We start from the raw sequence: 16174 nt of genomic DNA on the forward strand, positions 1-16174 counted from the left end.
GCACTCAGCCGCACGCCCGAGGGAGCCGCTCTCCGGCCCTCTGAGATCCCGAGGGCCGGACGATGCGTCTTTGTTCCACCCTCACTGGACCTTGCCCAAATTCACGGGCAGATCAAACGCCTTGCCGGTGGCGTCCGTGAACCTCAACAGACCCTGCGCGGTTGTGGTCTCACCCAGCGACGAGAGATCAAAGGTGGCGCTCAGCGCGTCCGTCCAGCGGAACACCACCTGCCCGCCCCCGTCTTTGTAGTTGTTCAGCGATGCTCCGGAGCGCGTGATCCCGGTGGGTGTCAGCGTCCGGCCCCCCAGGATCAGGTGCATCGGGCCAAGGTCCTTCAGAAAGTCCTGATCTTTTGCTCCGCCGTCCTGGCTGTGGGCGTACACGATCACTGCCAGATGCCCCGCCGCCAGGCCCGCCTGCTGCCGCACTGCCTCGGCTGTCAGTGGCTTGCCCTGAATCGTCAGAAAGTAGCTGCCCCAGCGCGTGCGCTCAAGCGGGGTGGCGAGTTGTACGGCCTCCACAGAGCCCTCGTCCGGCGTCAGGGTGTAGGCATCGGCCACGCTGTACAGCAGATAGTCCTTGACCGGATAACCGTTGTGCTTCCGAGCCAGCGCCTGCCCCTCGCTGATGGCCTGCTGCCGCTGCACCTCTGATGGCGTGGCCGTGAAGGCCAGGGCCGGGCCGCACAGCATGAGGAGAACCGCAAGGCTCCTCACTGCCCCCCCTGTGGCAATGCGTAGACCGTCACGTTTTCCCGGCCCTCGGTGTTCCAGATGGTGCGCGAGGTGTTGCCGCTGGCGACGGCCACGTACTGCCGCCCGCCCAGACGGTAGGTGATGACGCCGCCGGCCACCGCACCGCCGGTATCGTCCTTGTACAGTTCCTTGCCGTCTGCAGCGTTCAGCACCAGGAAGTTGCCATTCTGATCGCCCGTGAAGACCACCCCGCCCGCCGTGGGCGTGATGGCGGCCACCAGCGGAGAGCCCGCCTCACGCTTCCACTTGATGTCGCCTGTCGCGGCGTCGATGGCGTGGGTCCAGCCGTTCGCCCTGGCCTTGTCGTCAAACTCGCCGAAGCCGTTGACGGTGCCGGTGAACACGTTGCCCGCGTTGTAGCGCACCGGCCCGATTTTGAGGGTGGCGCACCAGTCCACCGAGTTCACGAACAGGGTGCCAGTCTTGGGATCAAACGCCGGGCTGTTCCACTCCACTCCGCCCAGCGTACCGGGACAGAAGCGGGTGCCCTCGGTGGTCAGCGGGGCGTCGGTGTTGGCAATGGTCGTGACGGGGACCTTGTTCAGGCGGTCGTGGGTGACCCGGTCGTACAGGTACAGGTGGCCGCCCTTGTTGGCGACGGCCATGAATTTCCGGCCACCAGTGTCGTAGACCACTGGCGGCGCAGCGGTGTCGTAATCGTGAAAATCGTTCTCGATCTGCTGGGCGTACCACGCCAGTTTGCCAGTCCGGGCACTCAGGACCACCACACTGTCGGTGTACAGGTTCTTGCCGGGGCGGTAATCGCCCGCAAAATCCGGCGCGGGGTTGCCCACCGGCACGTACAGCAGCCCCGAGGACGGATCGAGGGTGTAACTGGTCCACATGCTGCCGCCCCCGTGCGCGGCGGTGCTGGCCTTGTCCCAGGTCTCCGCCCCGGCCTGATCCCCGGTGGGAATTACGTCGAAGGTCCAGACCAGCTGGCCGCTGTCGGCCTTGAAGGCGTAGACGTGTCCGTTGGCGCCCCAGTCGGCCCCGGCCTCGCCAGTAAACACCAGGCCGTTCCAGGCAATCGGGGCGCTGCTCAAAAAATAGCCCTGGGTGCTGTCGGCCACCCACACGTCCCACAGCACGTTGCCGTTGTTCTTGTCCAGGGCCAGCAGGTGACCGTCCGTGGTCCCCCGGAACAGCTTGCCGTCATACGCGGCCACCCCCCGGTTCACCGGCTGCGGCTCGGCGGTCCTGGGCGTGTACGTGGAACTCCATTCCTTGTTGCAGTTGGCGGCGTTGACCGCATAGGTGCTGTGGGCGTTGGTGAAATACAGGAAGCCGTTCAGTTCCAGGATGCCCGGCTGAAATGAGCCCTGTTGTCCGGTGCTGAACGAGCAGATTTTCTGAAGCCTGGCGGCGTTGCCTGTATTGATCTGACTCAGTCCAGAGTAGCGCTGGCCCCGGTAGTCCTTGTTGTACATCAGCCAGTCGTCGCTGCTGGCCGCCTCCAGCAGCGTGGCCTGTGTCGGCACCCTGCTGATGACCCGCCCGTTGCCCTGAGGCGGCGCGGGCAATTGCGAGGGCACTTTCACCTGCTGGCCGCTGCCCTTGGGAATGTTGGTCTTTAGGCCATTGCTGTCCAGCGCCTTCTCCCCTGCCCCGAAGCCGTTCTGGGACAGGATGTAGGCGGTCACGTCCAGATATTGCTGCTTGGACAGTTTGCCGGCCTGTCCCAGCGGCATGTTCTGGGAGATATAGCTGTGCAGCCTGCTGATCGGCTGGCCGCCCCACTTGCCCAGGAAACCGCCGCCCTTGAGGGCTGGCCCGGAGCCGCCGCCCAGATTCTGACCGTGACAGCCCTGGCAGTTGGAGGCGTAGACCTTGCCTCCACTCTTGGCCTGTGACTCCGAGAACGGCAGCTTGGTTTGAGATGAGTCAGACGCGGAATTGGACGATTCGGCAGCGGCCAGGGCCAGCGTCAGGGCGGTCAGGCCACCCAGAACGAGCGTGGCGGTAACGGGTGGGAACTTCATGATCAACCTCCTGTTGGGGCGAGAAGATGGGCCGGTCTGGAACGGGAGTTGGGCTGCTTGCTCAAATCGGGCACCGTCAATCGTCTCCGCCCGGCGGCGCGGCGGGCGTGCGGATCGGGGCACTGTCGGCGGGGGCGCTGGCCTCCCCGGAGACCACGGTGATCACGCCCGCCGCCACCTGCCGGGGGTTGTCGTTGGTGTAGCGGGTCTGCTGGCCCTGCTGGTTGCCGTAGCGGTCCGACTGCGTGGATGGGTTGCCGGCGAAGCCCGCCGCGTAGGGACTTTCGAAGACGTACGCCCCCGGCTCGGTGAAGGCGTGCGTCCAGCTCTCACCGGGGTAGAGCGTGCCCGAACGCCACGGCGCGGCGTTGGCAGGCTGCGCGGTGTCCGGCGTCAGGTTCGGGGCGCCGGGGGGGCGGCTCTGGCGGGTCACGACATCACCGGCGTGGTAGTACACCTCGCGCGGCTGGACGCCGGCGTTGTGGAAGGTCACGCTGGCACCCGGCGCGATCCGCAGGGTGGCCGGGGCAAATAGACCGGTGTCGGTCAGGTCGATGGCGTAAGCGTTGCGCTCGCGGTAGCCCGCCGAGCAGCCGCTCAGCAGCGCCCCCAGCAGCAGCACGGCAGTTCCCCTCATGTCAGCAGCTCCCCGGGACGCCTGAAGTAACGGTCACGAATGGCGTCGGCGCTGCGGTAGGTCAGCGCCAGCAGGGTGCCGGTGGGATTGGCGCCTGGATTCTGCGGGTACAGCGCCGCGCCGGTCACGAAGACGTTGGGGGCGTCCCACACCTGCCCGTACGAGTTGGTCACGGAGTTGCTCGGATCGCTGCCCATGATCGCGCCGCCAGTGCAGTGGGTGCTCTGGTACTGGTGGACGTTGTATCCCCCCAGTTCGCTGGTGGTCTTGAGCCGCGTCGGCTTCATGCGGCGGGCGATCTGGTCGGTCTTGGTCGCCAGAAACCGATACATGTTCTTCTCGTTGTCGTAGAAGTCGTAGGTCAGCCGCAGCACCGGATCGCCAAAGACGTCCTTGTAAACAGGGTCCAAGTCCAGGAAGTTGTGGGTGTACGCCTGGATCTCGCCCTGCACGCTCACGCCGACCACGCCGTCCCAGTTGCGCCTCAGGTTGTTCTTCCAGCTCTGGCCCCACTCCTTGCCGCGTCCGGCCAGGCTGCCCACATCGGCGGTGGTGGGAATCTGCCCGTCCTCCGGGGGGCCGCTGTTGCCCCCCTTGTCCTGTGGCAGCGGCGGCATGGACAGCACCGAGGTCAGCGGATCGCGCTGCCCCGCCCCGGCATAGATGGATGCCCCCCCGATGAAATTCACGTTCGAATGGTCGAAGTTATCGGCATTGAAGTCGTAGATCAGGCTCAGGGTGACGCCGTTGGCGGCGAACTGGTTGAAGCGCCGGCCCTCGAAGACCGTGGTGGTGGGTGTTTGCAACAGCTGGTAGGTGTAGTTCTTGCCAACCATGCCCCGGTTGTTGCCCACGCCGTTCTTGTGGGTGGCGCTTTTCGAGAGCAGCAGCAGGCGCACGTTGGTCAGGGTGTAGCCGCTGACCACCACCACGTCGGCGGGCTGCACGTGTTCCTGGCCGGTCAGCAGGTCCACGTAGGTCAGTCCGGTGGCCAGCCCGTCCGGGCCGATGTTGATGCGCCGCACCTTGCAGTACGTCCGCACCTCGTAATTGCCGGTCTGCAGCGCTGCTGGAATGTGGCTGGTTACGGCACTGGTCTTGGCGTCCACCTCGCAGCCGTAGCGGGTGCAGTAGCCGCAGTAGATACAGCCGGAACGGACCCGGCCCGACACGTCGCGGTACGCCTGCGACAGGATTCCGGCGGGCTGCGGAAACGGCGTGTAGCCCAGGCTGCGCGCGGCGTCCTGAAAAATCTGTCCGTGGATGGTCAACGGGTGCGGCGGCAGCGGGTAGGGACGTGAGCGGGGGGCCTCGAAGGGATTGCCGCCCGGCAGAATCTGTCCGCCCAGGTTTCCTGCCGCCCCGGCCACGCCCAGGTCGTAGTCCACCGCGTCGTAGTACGGCTCCAGCTCGTCGTAGCTGAGCGGCCAGTCCTGGATGGTCATGTCGGCGGGAATCTTGTTCTTGCCGTAGCGCGCGATGTTGTGGCTGCGGTGCTGGAAGTCGGCAGGTAAAAAGCGCCAGAACTGCGCGGTCCAGTGGACGCTGGCGCCGCCGATGCCGCGCCCCGGATGAAACGAGCCGTACTGCCGGATGGGCAGCGAGGGTGCGTTCCGGTTGGGCCTCCACGACCAGGTTTCCTGGCTGATGTCGTACATCAGCGCCTTGCGGACCTCGTGGCGCAGGGGGTCGTGGTTGTGGGCGAAGTCGGGATTGGTCCATCTGGCCTCGCCGAATTCCAGCGCCACCACACTATGCCCCGCCGCTCCCAGCTTCCAGCCCATGATCGAGGAGGTCCATCCCGCCCCCACCGTCACCACGTCTACTTTCTTATGAACTTTCGGCATCTGAACCTCTCACGTCTGACGTCGCTCGCCTGGAAGAAACCTGAACCTGCTGCCTTGCTTCAACGCCTGTGCTGCATGTCCTCCCCGGTCACGGGCAACACCACCTCATCGCTGGAGCGCTGGCCCGGATTGAAGGTGTGCAGCGCCACGAAGGCCTGCGGCTTGCGGCGCAGGCCCTCACCCTCGGTCTGAAACTGGGCGGGCGTGTAGGCCCGCTGTGCGCCGGGGTGGCCGATCAGTTTCCAGCCCACCAGCCCGCGGTTGCCGCCGTACTGCGGATCGCTGAACATGCCCTCGGCGGTGTGGCGGCGCAGATTATGGAAAAAGCTCTCGGCGCTGAGGTTGCGGTCAAACCTCCCGGCCTTCCCGTCGGCCATGTCGCCGATCAGGGCGTCCTGCTGCCCCTCGCTGAGGTCCTTGAAGTCCTTGCCGAAGCGCGACTCCGAAAGACGGTCCAGACCCGCCACGCCGATGCGGTAGACCTCGCGCGGCGTGAGGACGTTCTGGTAGCCGTAACGGTAGATCTGATCGGCGGCCACCCACACCACGCCGCTCCGCTCGGCGGGCCTGGCTCCCTGGTACGTCTGGGCAAAGGGAGCCTGACGGAAGGTGGGCTCGTTAAAGCCCTCCTGATACGCCAGCATGTGGTCGATGTAGTACACCACGCCGGCTTCCCGCGCGCCCGGATCCTCCTGATCGCCGGGAAAGATACGGGCGGTGGCGGCCTCCACCGTCTCGGCCTCGTGCGGCGTGAAGACCTGAAAGGAGGTCGGGACCTGATCGGGCGGAAAGGGTGTGGGCGTGTCGCGGGCCGGCAGCGGGCTGGCCGGGTTTTCCGGCCCCACACGGCCCGGCAGCGGGCGCGCCGCTTGTGCCGGATGGGGGCGACAGGCGCTCAGGATCAGCGCGAGGGCCCCTGCGGCCTTCAAGAAGCCGCGCCGACTGCCGGTGGTGGCGTCCTGGGGATGTTCGGGATCGTGGTTGGTCATAGGGCTCCTCGTGAAACTGGACCTTGCGGGCACAGGTCAGGGCAGGGTCTGGAGATAAGCCGCGAGATCGCGGGCGTCCTGTGCGGTCACGCCCAGGTTGGGCATACCGGTCCGGGGGTCCACGTTCTGGGGCACCCGGATCCAGATCAGCAGGTTTTCTGGCGTGTTGGGCAGTACCCCGGCGATCAGCGCGTGGTCGTACAGGTGCGCCAGATTCGGCCCGACCCGGCCCGACGCACCGCTGACGCCGGGAATGACATGGCACGACACGCAGCCGTAGGAGTGAAACAGCGCTGGCGCGCGGGACGGGTCCGCCCCGGCCAGCGCGGTCAGGGTCGAGGGACCGTCCGCCGCAATCCCGAGCTGGGTCTGGCCGCGCGGATCAGGGGTGACCGGAATGCGGTTGTAGGCCGCCGAGAGCAGGATGACGCCCAGCGCCACGGCCAGCAGTCCGCTCCCGGCCCAGATCCAGTTCTGCCGCCCGCGCAGGTGCGCCTTGCCCGGTTCAGAATCAGCCAGATCACTGTCTTCGGAGGCCTCCGCAGCGCGAGGAGAAGCTGGCGCAGCCTTAACAATGGTGATGTGGGGAGGCGAGGTGGGCGGGACGGTAAAAACAGGCGGCGCGGTTTCGGTCACAGCCGCGGTTTCCGGCCGCGAGGCCGGTGGGGGGCTCTGGTGAGGCGACCCGGCCCGGCCCCTGCGCCACCACATCAGCGCAAAGACGGCGGTCAGCAGCCAGGGAACGACATTCATGGTTGACCTCCCTGCGGTGTGGGGCGGGGGGCAGCGTCACGCCCACGCTGAAAGCGCTCCTCCTCGCGCCACCACTGCACGAAGAAGACGGCGGCCAGGGTCACGTACACCACGCCGCTGGGCACCCACATGATCAATCCGGCCAGTTGCTGATCGGTCAGCGGATCATGTCCCCTGGCCAGCGCCCCGGCGGCGTACTGCGGATACAGCGGCGTGCGGGCAAAGGTGATCAGGGCGCCCAGCAGGCTGCCCTGAAGGGCCGTGACAAACAGGTACACCACCGAGGCTCCCCGGCCCAGCCGCCGCCGCCCCTGCGGCTGCAGCACCGCCCACCAGAAAGCAGCGCTCGTGGCCAGAAAGCAGAAGTGTTCCAGCGCGTGCAGCCGCTCGTCGGCCACCGCCGCCTCGTAGAGCCGGGGCACATGCCACAGCCAGAAAACGGCGGTGGCGACGATCCAGACCGTGACCGGGTGGGTCAGGGCCAGGCCCGCCGCCCGCAGGCCGCCCCGCGCATTCCAGCCGTGCGCCACCGCCCGTCGCCACACCAGTGGAAAGGCCCAGCCCAGCACGAACAGCGGGCTGCCCAGCACCAGCAGCGGCGCCGAAACCATGATCAGCATCAGATGCTGGAGCATGTGCCACGCGAAGGAGGCGTCGGCCAGGGGGTCCAGCGCCATCAGGGCCACAGTCAGCACTGCAAGTCCTATGGCAAAGGAGGCGGCGTGGCCCACCGACACGCCGTGGCCAAGGCCCGCCCGCCCCCACAGCCGCCACAGGCCCAGCGCGTACAGGCCGCCGAACAGGGCCAGATCGAGGGGAAGCCACAGGACTGCGCCGCCCCCGTGTTCAGCCCCACCGTGGGCCAGGGCCAGACCGCCGAGCAGGGTCAGCAGAGAGAAGATTTTGGGCCGCTGCCTTGAGAACCTCATGCTGTCACCTCAGCCGACACGCGGGAATAAAAAAGCCGACGACAGCCGTCATCAGGGTCAGCAGCACGAACACGCCCGCATGCCACGCCCCGAAGCGGCCCAGGAAGTGGGTCACGTGTTCCACGACGCCCCCCGGCTGGCCCTGCAGATTCTTGAGACGCAGCGACACGCCCAGCGAGGACAGCGACACCAGCACCGCTGCCGCGTTCAGCAGGTACAGCGGCCAGGGGTTGCCGCCGCAGGCCAGCGGTGTAAAGGCCAGCCCCAAGTTGAGTTGCATGAACCACACCAGCGGCGCGGCCAGCAGCCCGTACCACACGGTGGGGCGCGACACCTGCCCCAGCTTGCCGATCAGGTCAGAGTGGGTCATCCTAATGCCTCCCCAGGAACGGCGACAGGTAGATGGCGGGCAAGATCAGGATCACCCACACCGCGTCCACGAAGTGCCAGTACAGACTGACCGTGTGCACGGTGGTATGGCGCTCGGGCGTGAAATAGCCGCGCGCCATCCAGACCAGCACCGCGATCAGCAGCAGCAGCCCGACGATCACGTGCAGCCCGTGCAGACCCAGCAGCGTAAACCACAGTGAGGCGTAGGCATGGTCGGTGGGCGCGAACTCGGCGTGCGTGAATTCGTAGATCTGCAGCCCCAGGAAGGCCGCGCCCAGCAGGACGGTGGCCAGCGCGCCGAGCATCGCCCGGCCCCGGTGGCCCTTGCGCAGCCCCCGTCCCGCAAAAACCACCGTGACCGAACTGAGCAGCAGCAGCGCGGTGTTGATCAGCGGCAGGGTCAGTTCGGGCAGCCTGACGCCGTTCGGTGGCCACACGCTGGCATTGACCTGCAGGTAGTACCACGAGGCCACCAGCGCGCCGAACAGCGCCGTCTCGGTCAGCACCAGCAGGATCAGCCCCCAGCGCGGCAGGGCGTGTGGATCGCTACGCCGCTGCCCGGCGCCGTGTTCCACCCGTTCCAGGCTGGGCCGCATCCACAGGAACAGGGCAGAAATCACGCCCAGCCCACCCAGCACCATCAGCCAGCCCTGCATGAGCAGCGCGCCGGTAAAAACCACCGCAATGCTCAGGGCCAGCCCCAGCGGCTCCAGCGAGTGGCCGGGCAGCGGCACCGGATCCTCCGGGTTGGCGGTCAACAGATCGGTGGACAGGGTCTGGTGGTCCCAGGCGCTCGTCGGGTCCTGGGCGTCCCACAGCCCCACGCCCAGCCGCTCGGCGTCCCAGATGGGATAGGCCCCGCGCACCAGCGGCAGGGTGCGGAAGTTGTAGGGCGGGGGCGGCGACGATGTGGCCCACTCCAGCGTTCCCGCCCCCCAGGGATTGTTCCCGGCGCGCTCGCCAGACCTGAGGCTCAGGAAAAAGTTGACGATGAACAGCAAGACGCCCAGGCCCAGCACAAAGGCCCCAATGGTTTCCACCAGGTTGAAGCTGCCCCAGCCCAGCCCGTCCTGATAGGTGTAGATGCGCCGGGGCATGCCCAGCAATCCCTGAAGATGCATGGGGAAGAAGGTGACGTTGAAGGAGAGGAAGATGATCCAGAAATTCCAGCGTCCCAGGCCCTCGCCCAGTATTCGCCCGGTGATCTTGGGCAGCCAGTAGTACAGCGCGGCGAACAGCGGAAAGACCATGCCACCGATCAGCACGTAGTGGAAGTGCGCCACCACGAAGTAGCTGTCGGTGACCTGCCGGTCAAAGGCGATCAGGGGGAACATCACCCCGGTCAGCCCACCGATCAGAAAAACGATCAGCGCGCCCACCGCAAACAGCAGCGGCGTCTTGACGTTGACCCGTCCGGTGATCAGGGTGGACACCCACGCGAACATCTGCAACCCCGCCGGAACACCAATGACAAAGGAGGCGGCGCTGAAAAATGAGGTTGCCAGTGGTGACAGGCCCACCGCGAACATGTGGTGGACCCACACGCCGAAGCCGATGATGCCGGTCGCCACCGACGCCATCGCCACCAGCACGAAAGCCACCACGGGACGGCGCGAAAAGGCCGCGATGACCTCGCTGATCAGACCGAAAGCGGGCAGCGCGATGATGTACACGTCAGGATGACCAAACAACCAGAACAGGTGCTGCCACAACAGCGGCTGGCCGCCGTAGGCCGGATCGAAGAAATGCCAGCCCAGTTGCCGCTCCAGCGCCAGCAGCAGGTTGGCCGCGTTCAGAATCGGCAGCGCGAAGATCGCCGTGAATGACGTGACCAGGATGGTCCAGCAGAACAGCGGGATGCGCGAGACGCTCATGCCCGGCGCACGCAGCTTGAAGATGGTCACGATGAAGTTGGCCGCTCCCACCGTGGTGGCGATGCCCAAAAACAGCAGCGAGAGCGTCCAGAAGTCCAGCCCCGGCCCCGGCGAATACTCACGGGTGCTGAGCGGCGCGTACGAGAACCAGCCCGCGTCGGGCGGACGGCCTACCAGAAAGCTGGCGTACAGGAACAGGCCACCAAGTAAAAAGATCCAGTAGCTCAGCGCATTAGCACGCGGATAGGCCATGTCGCGCGCGCCGATCAGCAGTGGCACAAAGTAATTTCCAAGCCCGAAGAGGATCGGTGTGGCGAACAGAAAGATCATGGTGGTGCCGTGCATGGTCAGGGTCTGGTTGTAGGCCTCGGCACTCAGGACATGCAGTTCGGGCGCGGCCAGTTGCAGCCGCATAAGCAGGGCTTCCAGACCGCCGATCAGAAAGAACAGAAAGGCCGTGAAGATGTAGCGCACGCCCACGACCTTGTGGTCTACCGTGCCGAACCACGCCGAGATCCCCTCGGGAGCCTCCCAGCGCGCGCTGAGCCGTCCACTTGCTTGTGCCATATCAACCTCTGGGGCGAAGAGTCGGGAGAGGAAAAGTGAGCGGGCGATGGAAGGGCGGCTAGCGCAGCGTTTCCAGATACGCCACCAGCGATTCCAGTTCGCCCGACGACAGGTACATCGGCGGCATCTTGTTGCCCGGCTTGACCGCCTGGGCGTTGACAATCCAGCCCGACAGGTTGCCCCGGTTGTTGACCAACGTTCCCGCTCCCAGCGCCATGCGCGAGGCGATGTGTGTCAGGTCTGGCCCCAGCCGGCTGCTGGCGGTGGTGCCGCGAACGGCGTGGCAGTACACGCAGGCCGAGCCCTGGAAGAGCTGTTGACCCTCGAAGGCAGCGGTATTGGCCGTGGGGTTGGGCGCAGGCTGCCTTTGCCGGGCGGTCCACGCGGCGTAGTCCTGCGCCGAGTCCACCACCACCAAGAACGCCATGTGCGCGTGCTGCGTGCCGCACAGTTCGGCACACTGGCCCCGGTAGATCCCCACGTGGTCCGCCGTGAAGGTGAGCGTGTTGGTCTGGCCCGGAATCAGGTCGTACTTGGGCGAGAGTTGCGGCACCCAGAACGAGTGGATCACGTCCGCCGAGGTCAGCTTGAGCTCCACACGCTGCCCCACCGGCACATGGATCTCGTTGGCGGTGGTGAACCCCGCGCCCGGGTAGAACATCTCCCACCACCACTGGTGGCCGATCACCTCAACGGTCACGGCGGGCCGCTCGGCTTCAGCGGCCACCGTGCGCTCGCTGTAGACATTGACGCCCATGACGGTGCTGAGCACCACCGCGGGCACGATGCCGCCCGCGATCAGCACAAAAGTAAACCACTTGCGTTCCTGGGCCTGGGGCAACTGGTCATGCAGGGCTCCGCCGCGTCTGCGCCGCAGCAGCGCGAACCCGATCAGCGCCAGCACCACCACGAAAACAAGGCCCGCGACACCGAACAGCAGCCAGCTCCACTCCGCTACCCGCGCGGCCTCGGGGCCCTGCACGTCGAACATAGACGGGGTAGGCAATGCGCTCAGCCGGGGTAAAGGAGGCCCGCTCCCGGAGGGGGACGCCGCCAGCGCAGGAGTTAACAGCGCCAGACCAAGAAAGAGAGGGACCATCCAGGCAGGCCGTGAACACACCGTACGCGTCATCTTACCCCCCGCTATTGTCGTGAAGCGATATAAAGAATTTACTGGGAGGGCAGGACGATGTCAATTGTGAATCTGGCTATTCTTAGACAGGCCAGCACAGGACGGGCGAGCCTTCAAGGCAGATGAAATCGGTCAGTCCGCTCATCAGGCACTGAGAACAGAGGCGTCCGGTCTAAGACCATCATTTGAGGCGACAGCTTCGGATCGAGCTGTGGGAGGAAAACACCGCGATGCCTGCTTATTCCCTGCGTCTCGCACCGTCGCTTTACCGGGTCTTCAGCGCTTTCCGGTGCGAGTTGAGCCGCTTCAACTACGAGAACCAGCAGCACATCAAGGCGCTGGGCCTCACTCCCCAGCAGTTTTCCCTGCTGCTTGTGCTCGGCGCCGCGGGCGGGGAAGGACTGAGCGTCGGGGAAGCCGCAGAGCGGTTGCATATTGCCCACAACAGCGTCGTGGAGCTGTCACAGCGCGCCGAGGCGGCGGGTTTGCTGACGCGCATCTCGCAGGGCGGGCGCCGCCAGGGAACCCTGTTGTTGTTGACGCAGCACGGCGCAGACCGGCTTGACGAGATTACCGCCAGACTGATCACCGAGCTGGCTGAGGAACGCGAAAGACTCATCGAAACCCTCTCGCGCTGGAACATGGTGCTGGCCGCCAGAGGTCTGACCCCACCCACCGCCGCGCCCCAGGCAGAACTGCGGCAGATGGGTCAGCATGAGAAATCGCTGATCTGGAAGCTGCTCCAGTTGTACCTCGATGAGCTCAGCCTGTCCCGTGGCAGCGTTCCTGGCGAGGACGGCGAATACGACTATCCCACCTTTGACCACTACTGGGAAAAGCAGGGCTACGCCGTTTACCTGCTCCAGGTCGAGCAACGTCCGGCAGGCTTCGCCCTGGTCCGACAGCTACAGGACCTCCCAGCGTGGCATGCCCTGGACGAGTTCTGCGTACTGCGGGCTTACCGGGGTCAGGGCCTGGGCGCGTTTCTGGCAGGTGAGGTGTTGCATGCCCGTCCGGGCCGCTGGTCGGTGGCACACCTGCGGCAGAACCGGTATGCCTGCCATTTCTGGGACCAGGTGTTGCCCCGTCATGCGGCCCAGCCCCCCACATACCGGGAAGATCCGGCGCTTCCAGGCCTCTGGCACTTCGAGTTCGAGACGAAGGCGGAGGCGGCGCTTAGCGCTGACTGAAGGGGAGCTTCAGGGCCGGTGAGGGCGCCGCGTGCTGGTCCGACTGTTCGCTGAGCAGTTCTTACTAGACGCATTGGGATGACTAAACGTGAGTGAACCTTATCAATACAGCGGTTTTGTGTCTTCGTTTTATACCTGAGCAGAGTGCAATCTGCTTCAGAGCTGGTAGAGGGACTCGGCCCAGGATCTACCCCCTTCCTTTATCCGCAAGTTTTTCTACCTTCCCAACCAGGCAGGTCAAGGCTGCCGTCGCCGTGATTTCTACGTTGGTGGGTTGGGAACTTGCTTGAGTCGGTGACAGGAGATCGCGCAACGAGAATACGTGCGGTTCGTGTTCCTCCGCGTAGATATAGGTAAGGTTGCAGCAAGTTGCTGGCCTTCAAAATACGGGTTCTTGAACGTCCGACAAAGACTCTCTACACTGAACGCGTGACGGCCCAGACCCCTATCGCCACCATCCCTGCCGTCGTCTGCCACCGGACCCCCACCGCTAAGCAGGGAGTATCTGGTCTGGGTCAAGGACACCACACGAGCGCACGTGGCTTGAACCTTGCCCCCCTCGCCCAGCGGCTGGGGTGCCTGGAGAATCTGACCCACGAGGCTCAGGTCAAAACAGCGAAATCTGGTGGTGAGGCTTGAGCCGTTGCCAGAGAACGCCTTGAGGCAGCGCAGGCTGGAGCTCAAGGTTGGGCGTCGTTTGATGAACCGGATACCCCACATTGGTCAGGAAGACATCTTGACCCCCCATAACATTTGCCGCGCCCCGACCTGGTCGCCCACCTGCCGTAAACCATGACCGAAGCAACCCTCAAGAAAAACAGCCTGTGGATGATGGGCGGGCAGGCGCTGCGGGCAGGTGTACAACTTCTGTATTTCGTGCTGATCGCCCGCGCCCTGGGAAGCGCGCAATACGGGAGCTTCGTGGCGGTGACCGCCCTGGTCGCCATCGTCGCGCCTTTTGCCAGCTGGGGCAGCGGCAATCTGCTGATCAAACATACGGTCCGTGACCGCCGGGCTTTTTCTACCTATTGGGGGGCGGCGGTGGCGACGACGCTCACCACATCACTGGCTCTGACGCTGGTGGTGGTGGCCGTGGCGCAGCTGGCCTTGCCGCCCGGTCTGCCACTGGCCCTGCTGGTGCTGGTGGCCCTGTCTGACCTGCTTTTTGCCCGACTGATCGATGTTGCTGGCCAGGCTTTCCAGGCGTTTCAGCGGCTGGACAGGACGGCGGCACTTCAGCTGCTTCCCGCGTTGGTGAGGCTGGCGGCGGCAGCTCTGCTGTTCGTCCTGCCGGTGTCGAAGACTGCCCTGGTCTGGTCCTCCCTGTTTGTGGTCAGTACCGCCATTAGTGCCGCCTGCGCCCTGGTCTGGGTTCGCCGTGACCTGGGTTGGGGGCCCCTGTCTATGCGTCCGGTGGTTCGCGAAGCCCGCGAGGGCGGCGCCTTCGCCCTGAGTCTCAGTGCTCAGAGTATCTATAACGACATCGACAAGATCATGCTCGCCCGTCTGGTCAGCACCGAAGCAGCGGGTATTTATGCGGCGGCCTACCGCATTGTCGATACTGCCTTCACGCCCGTCCGCTCGGTCCTTTACGCTGCCTATGCCCGGTTCTTCCAGCGCGGTCAGGCGGGGTTGAGCGGTAGCACCGCCTTCGCCCTCCAATTGTTGCCGTGGACTGGTGGATACAGCCTGCTGGTCGCTGGCGCGTTGTGGTTGGCCGCCCCCATTCTCCCTCTCCTGTTTGGGTCTGATTTTGCCGCCACCTCTGAGGTGTTGCGCTGGCTCTCGCCACTGGTGCTTCTCAAGACCCTGCATTACTTTGCCGCCGACGCCTTGACGGGGGCGGGGTATCAGGGCACGCGTAGCGTGGTTCAGGTGGCTGTGGCTGTACTGAACGGTCTTCTCAACCTGTGGTTGCTGCCCCGCTACGGGTGGTTGGGAGCGGTGTGGGCAAGTCTGGCAAGTGATTTGCTGCTAGCCCTGGTTCTTTGGGGCATAGTGGGCTTTAAAGCGAGAAAAAGCCCTCATCCAAAGCAAAATATTTGAAATTGAATGTTCAAGCCTTTGCTACGGTTTCAAGTATTTAATAATTTCTAGTTTGGAGAGATCAAAATGGAATCAGTTGCGATATGTATCTGCACATATAAACGCTATGAATCTTTAAGAACCTTACTTGAGAATCTTACTTTGATTGTCAAGCCTGATTCTTATAAAGTAAGTATAATTGTTGTCGACAACGATCCGTCTGGGTCTGCTTCCGGCATCCAGGCTGATTTTGAAGAGGTGAAATACTTTCTTGAAACTAATAAGGGCGTCTCTTCTGCAAGAAATAGATCTATCGAGGAATCAGGGAAGCTGGGTGCTGATATCATTGCATTTCTGGATGATGATGAAGTTCCTTCCAAAAACTGGCTGATAGATATGCTGGATGCGCTAAATAATTATAGCGCCGATATTGTAGCTGGTCCGGTTATTGCAGAGCTTCCTGACGATTTGAAGGCATTCTCACCATTTATGGCTCGCAAGCGGCACCCGACGGGCACACCAATTAAATATTGGGGCGCGGGAAATGTACTCCTGCGCGCCAAAGTATTTCACCAAGTGGGTCTCTTTTCACAAGATTATTCTGAAACAGGCGGTGAAGATACACAGTTCTCGGCGCGGTGCAGTAAACAAGGCTTACATATGGTGTGGTCAGACACGGCCACTGTCGTTGAACCTACGGATGCTACACGAGCCAATCCAAAATGGCTGAATGACCGAGCTTACGCCAACGGGCGAATCATTGCCCGCGTAGAACGCGAGTTGAATATCGGTGATGTCAGGAGGCGGGCAGTAATCGCGCTTCTGCGTCTGCTGGCGGGAGTCTTGGCATGGCCGATCTCGTTGATAGTGGATCGCATTTTTAGAACACGTTTCTCCCTTCTTTGTTCCATGTCCATGAGAAAAGGCCTGGGCATGACAGAAGAAATATTTAAGGGATCTAAGCGCATCTCCAGTGCTTAGATCTTCACTCAAAGGGCGGTCATATAAGCCAAAATGAGGACACAAACACACTTAGCTATGCCCAGAAAGTTTTGACCCGTGACCCATGACCTCTGTAAGAGCTGAGAAGAGGCAGGGCGATT

General features: G+C 63.9%; 13 protein-coding genes. 3 read left to right on the forward strand and 10 right to left on the reverse strand.

What is annotated here, in order from left to right:
• Window positions 1-81: 81 nt before the first annotated feature.
• The 10 genes from HNQ08_RS12385 to coxB form a co-directional block, all read right to left on the reverse strand.
• Window positions 82-717, reverse strand: coding sequence for a hypothetical protein (locus HNQ08_RS12385; protein WP_184132295.1), 636 nt, complete (start codon window positions 715-717; stop codon window positions 82-84).
• On the reverse strand, window positions 714-2738 hold the full coding sequence (locus tag HNQ08_RS12390; protein WP_184132298.1) for an outer membrane protein assembly factor BamB family protein: 2025 nt from the start codon (window positions 2736-2738) through the stop codon (window positions 714-716). Before HNQ08_RS12390 ends, HNQ08_RS12385 begins: the two co-directional genes overlap by 4 nt.
• Before the next feature lie 76 nt (window positions 2739-2814).
• Complete coding sequence (locus HNQ08_RS12395) at window positions 2815-3375, reverse strand: cupredoxin domain-containing protein (protein WP_184132301.1); 561 nt, start codon at window positions 3373-3375, stop codon at window positions 2815-2817.
• A complete protein-coding gene (locus HNQ08_RS12400; protein WP_184132304.1) occupies window positions 3372-5222 on the reverse strand; it encodes a GMC family oxidoreductase in 1851 nt (616 codons plus the stop codon). Before HNQ08_RS12400 ends, HNQ08_RS12395 begins: the two co-directional genes overlap by 4 nt.
• Window positions 5223-5281: 59 nt before the next feature.
• The gene (locus HNQ08_RS12405; protein WP_184132306.1) at window positions 5282-6211 is read right to left on the reverse strand and encodes a gluconate 2-dehydrogenase subunit 3 family protein; all 930 of its coding nucleotides are present in this window, start codon (window positions 6209-6211) and stop codon (window positions 5282-5284) included.
• A gap of 36 nt (window positions 6212-6247) precedes the next feature.
• Entirely contained in the window at window positions 6248-6964 is a 717-nt protein-coding gene (locus HNQ08_RS12410; protein WP_221284148.1) for a c-type cytochrome, read from the reverse strand.
• Complete coding sequence (locus tag HNQ08_RS12415) at window positions 6961-7893, reverse strand: cytochrome c oxidase assembly protein (protein WP_184132310.1); 933 nt, start codon at window positions 7891-7893, stop codon at window positions 6961-6963. The genes HNQ08_RS12410 and HNQ08_RS12415 overlap by 4 nt, the downstream gene beginning before the upstream one ends.
• Window positions 7894-7897: 4 nt before the next feature.
• Window positions 7898-8263 (reverse strand): hypothetical protein, encoded by a 366-nt coding sequence (locus HNQ08_RS12420; RefSeq protein ID WP_184132313.1) that lies wholly within the window; start codon window positions 8261-8263, stop codon window positions 7898-7900.
• Window position 8264: 1 nt separating this feature from the next.
• Window positions 8265-10724 carry a cytochrome c oxidase subunit I gene (gene ctaD, locus HNQ08_RS12425; RefSeq protein WP_184132316.1) on the reverse strand — a complete coding sequence of 820 codons (2460 nt, stop codon included), beginning with the start codon at window positions 10722-10724 and terminating at the stop codon, window positions 8265-8267.
• Window positions 10725-10782: 58 nt separating this feature from the next.
• Window positions 10783-11715, reverse strand: a complete 933-nt coding sequence (gene coxB, locus HNQ08_RS12430; RefSeq protein ID WP_184132318.1) for a cytochrome c oxidase subunit II — start codon at window positions 11713-11715, stop codon at window positions 10783-10785.
• Between the two features lie 371 nt (window positions 11716-12086).
• Here coxB and HNQ08_RS12435 point away from each other — a divergent pair, with 371 nt between their 5' ends.
• The 3 genes from HNQ08_RS12435 (at window position 12087) to HNQ08_RS12445 (ending at window position 16052) form a co-directional block, all read left to right on the forward strand.
• Complete coding sequence (locus HNQ08_RS12435) at window positions 12087-13046, forward strand: GNAT family N-acetyltransferase (protein WP_184132321.1); 960 nt, start codon at window positions 12087-12089, stop codon at window positions 13044-13046.
• A gap of 792 nt (window positions 13047-13838) precedes the next feature.
• Complete coding sequence (locus HNQ08_RS12440; RefSeq protein ID WP_184132324.1) at window positions 13839-15092, forward strand: lipopolysaccharide biosynthesis protein; 1254 nt, start codon at window positions 13839-13841, stop codon at window positions 15090-15092.
• A gap of 66 nt (window positions 15093-15158) precedes the next feature.
• Window positions 15159-16052 carry a glycosyltransferase family 2 protein gene (locus HNQ08_RS12445; RefSeq protein ID WP_184132327.1) on the forward strand — a complete coding sequence of 298 codons (894 nt, stop codon included), beginning with the start codon at window positions 15159-15161 and terminating at the stop codon, window positions 16050-16052.
• The last annotated feature ends 122 nt before the right edge of the window (window positions 16053-16174 follow it).

The sequence above is a fragment of the Deinococcus humi genome, assembly GCF_014201875.1.
GTDB lineage: Bacteria > Deinococcota > Deinococci > Deinococcales > Deinococcaceae > Deinococcus > Deinococcus humi.

Coding starts and splice junctions, on each gene's coding strand:
- HNQ08_RS12435 (WP_184132321.1), top strand. CDS start 12,087: ATGCCTGCTTATTCCCTGCGTCTCGCACCGTCGCTTTACCGGGTCTTC.
- HNQ08_RS12410 (WP_221284148.1), bottom strand. CDS start 6,964: ATGAATGTCGTTCCCTGGCTGCTGACCGCCGTCTTTGCGCTGATGTGG.
- ctaD (WP_184132316.1), bottom strand. CDS start 10,724: ATGGCACAAGCAAGTGGACGGCTCAGCGCGCGCTGGGAGGCTCCCGAG.
- HNQ08_RS12395 (WP_184132301.1), bottom strand. CDS start 3,375: ATGAGGGGAACTGCCGTGCTGCTGCTGGGGGCGCTGCTGAGCGGCTGC.
- HNQ08_RS12415 (WP_184132310.1), bottom strand. CDS start 7,893: ATGAGGTTCTCAAGGCAGCGGCCCAAAATCTTCTCTCTGCTGACCCTG.
- HNQ08_RS12440 (WP_184132324.1), top strand. CDS start 13,839: ATGACCGAAGCAACCCTCAAGAAAAACAGCCTGTGGATGATGGGCGGG.
- HNQ08_RS12400 (WP_184132304.1), bottom strand. CDS start 5,222: ATGCCGAAAGTTCATAAGAAAGTAGACGTGGTGACGGTGGGGGCGGGA.
- HNQ08_RS12405 (WP_184132306.1), bottom strand. CDS start 6,211: ATGACCAACCACGATCCCGAACATCCCCAGGACGCCACCACCGGCAGT.
- HNQ08_RS12420 (WP_184132313.1), bottom strand. CDS start 8,263: ATGACCCACTCTGACCTGATCGGCAAGCTGGGGCAGGTGTCGCGCCCC.
- HNQ08_RS12445 (WP_184132327.1), top strand. CDS start 15,159: ATGGAATCAGTTGCGATATGTATCTGCACATATAAACGCTATGAATCT.
- HNQ08_RS12390 (WP_184132298.1), bottom strand. CDS start 2,738: ATGAAGTTCCCACCCGTTACCGCCACGCTCGTTCTGGGTGGCCTGACC.
- coxB (WP_184132318.1), bottom strand. CDS start 11,715: ATGTTCGACGTGCAGGGCCCCGAGGCCGCGCGGGTAGCGGAGTGGAGC.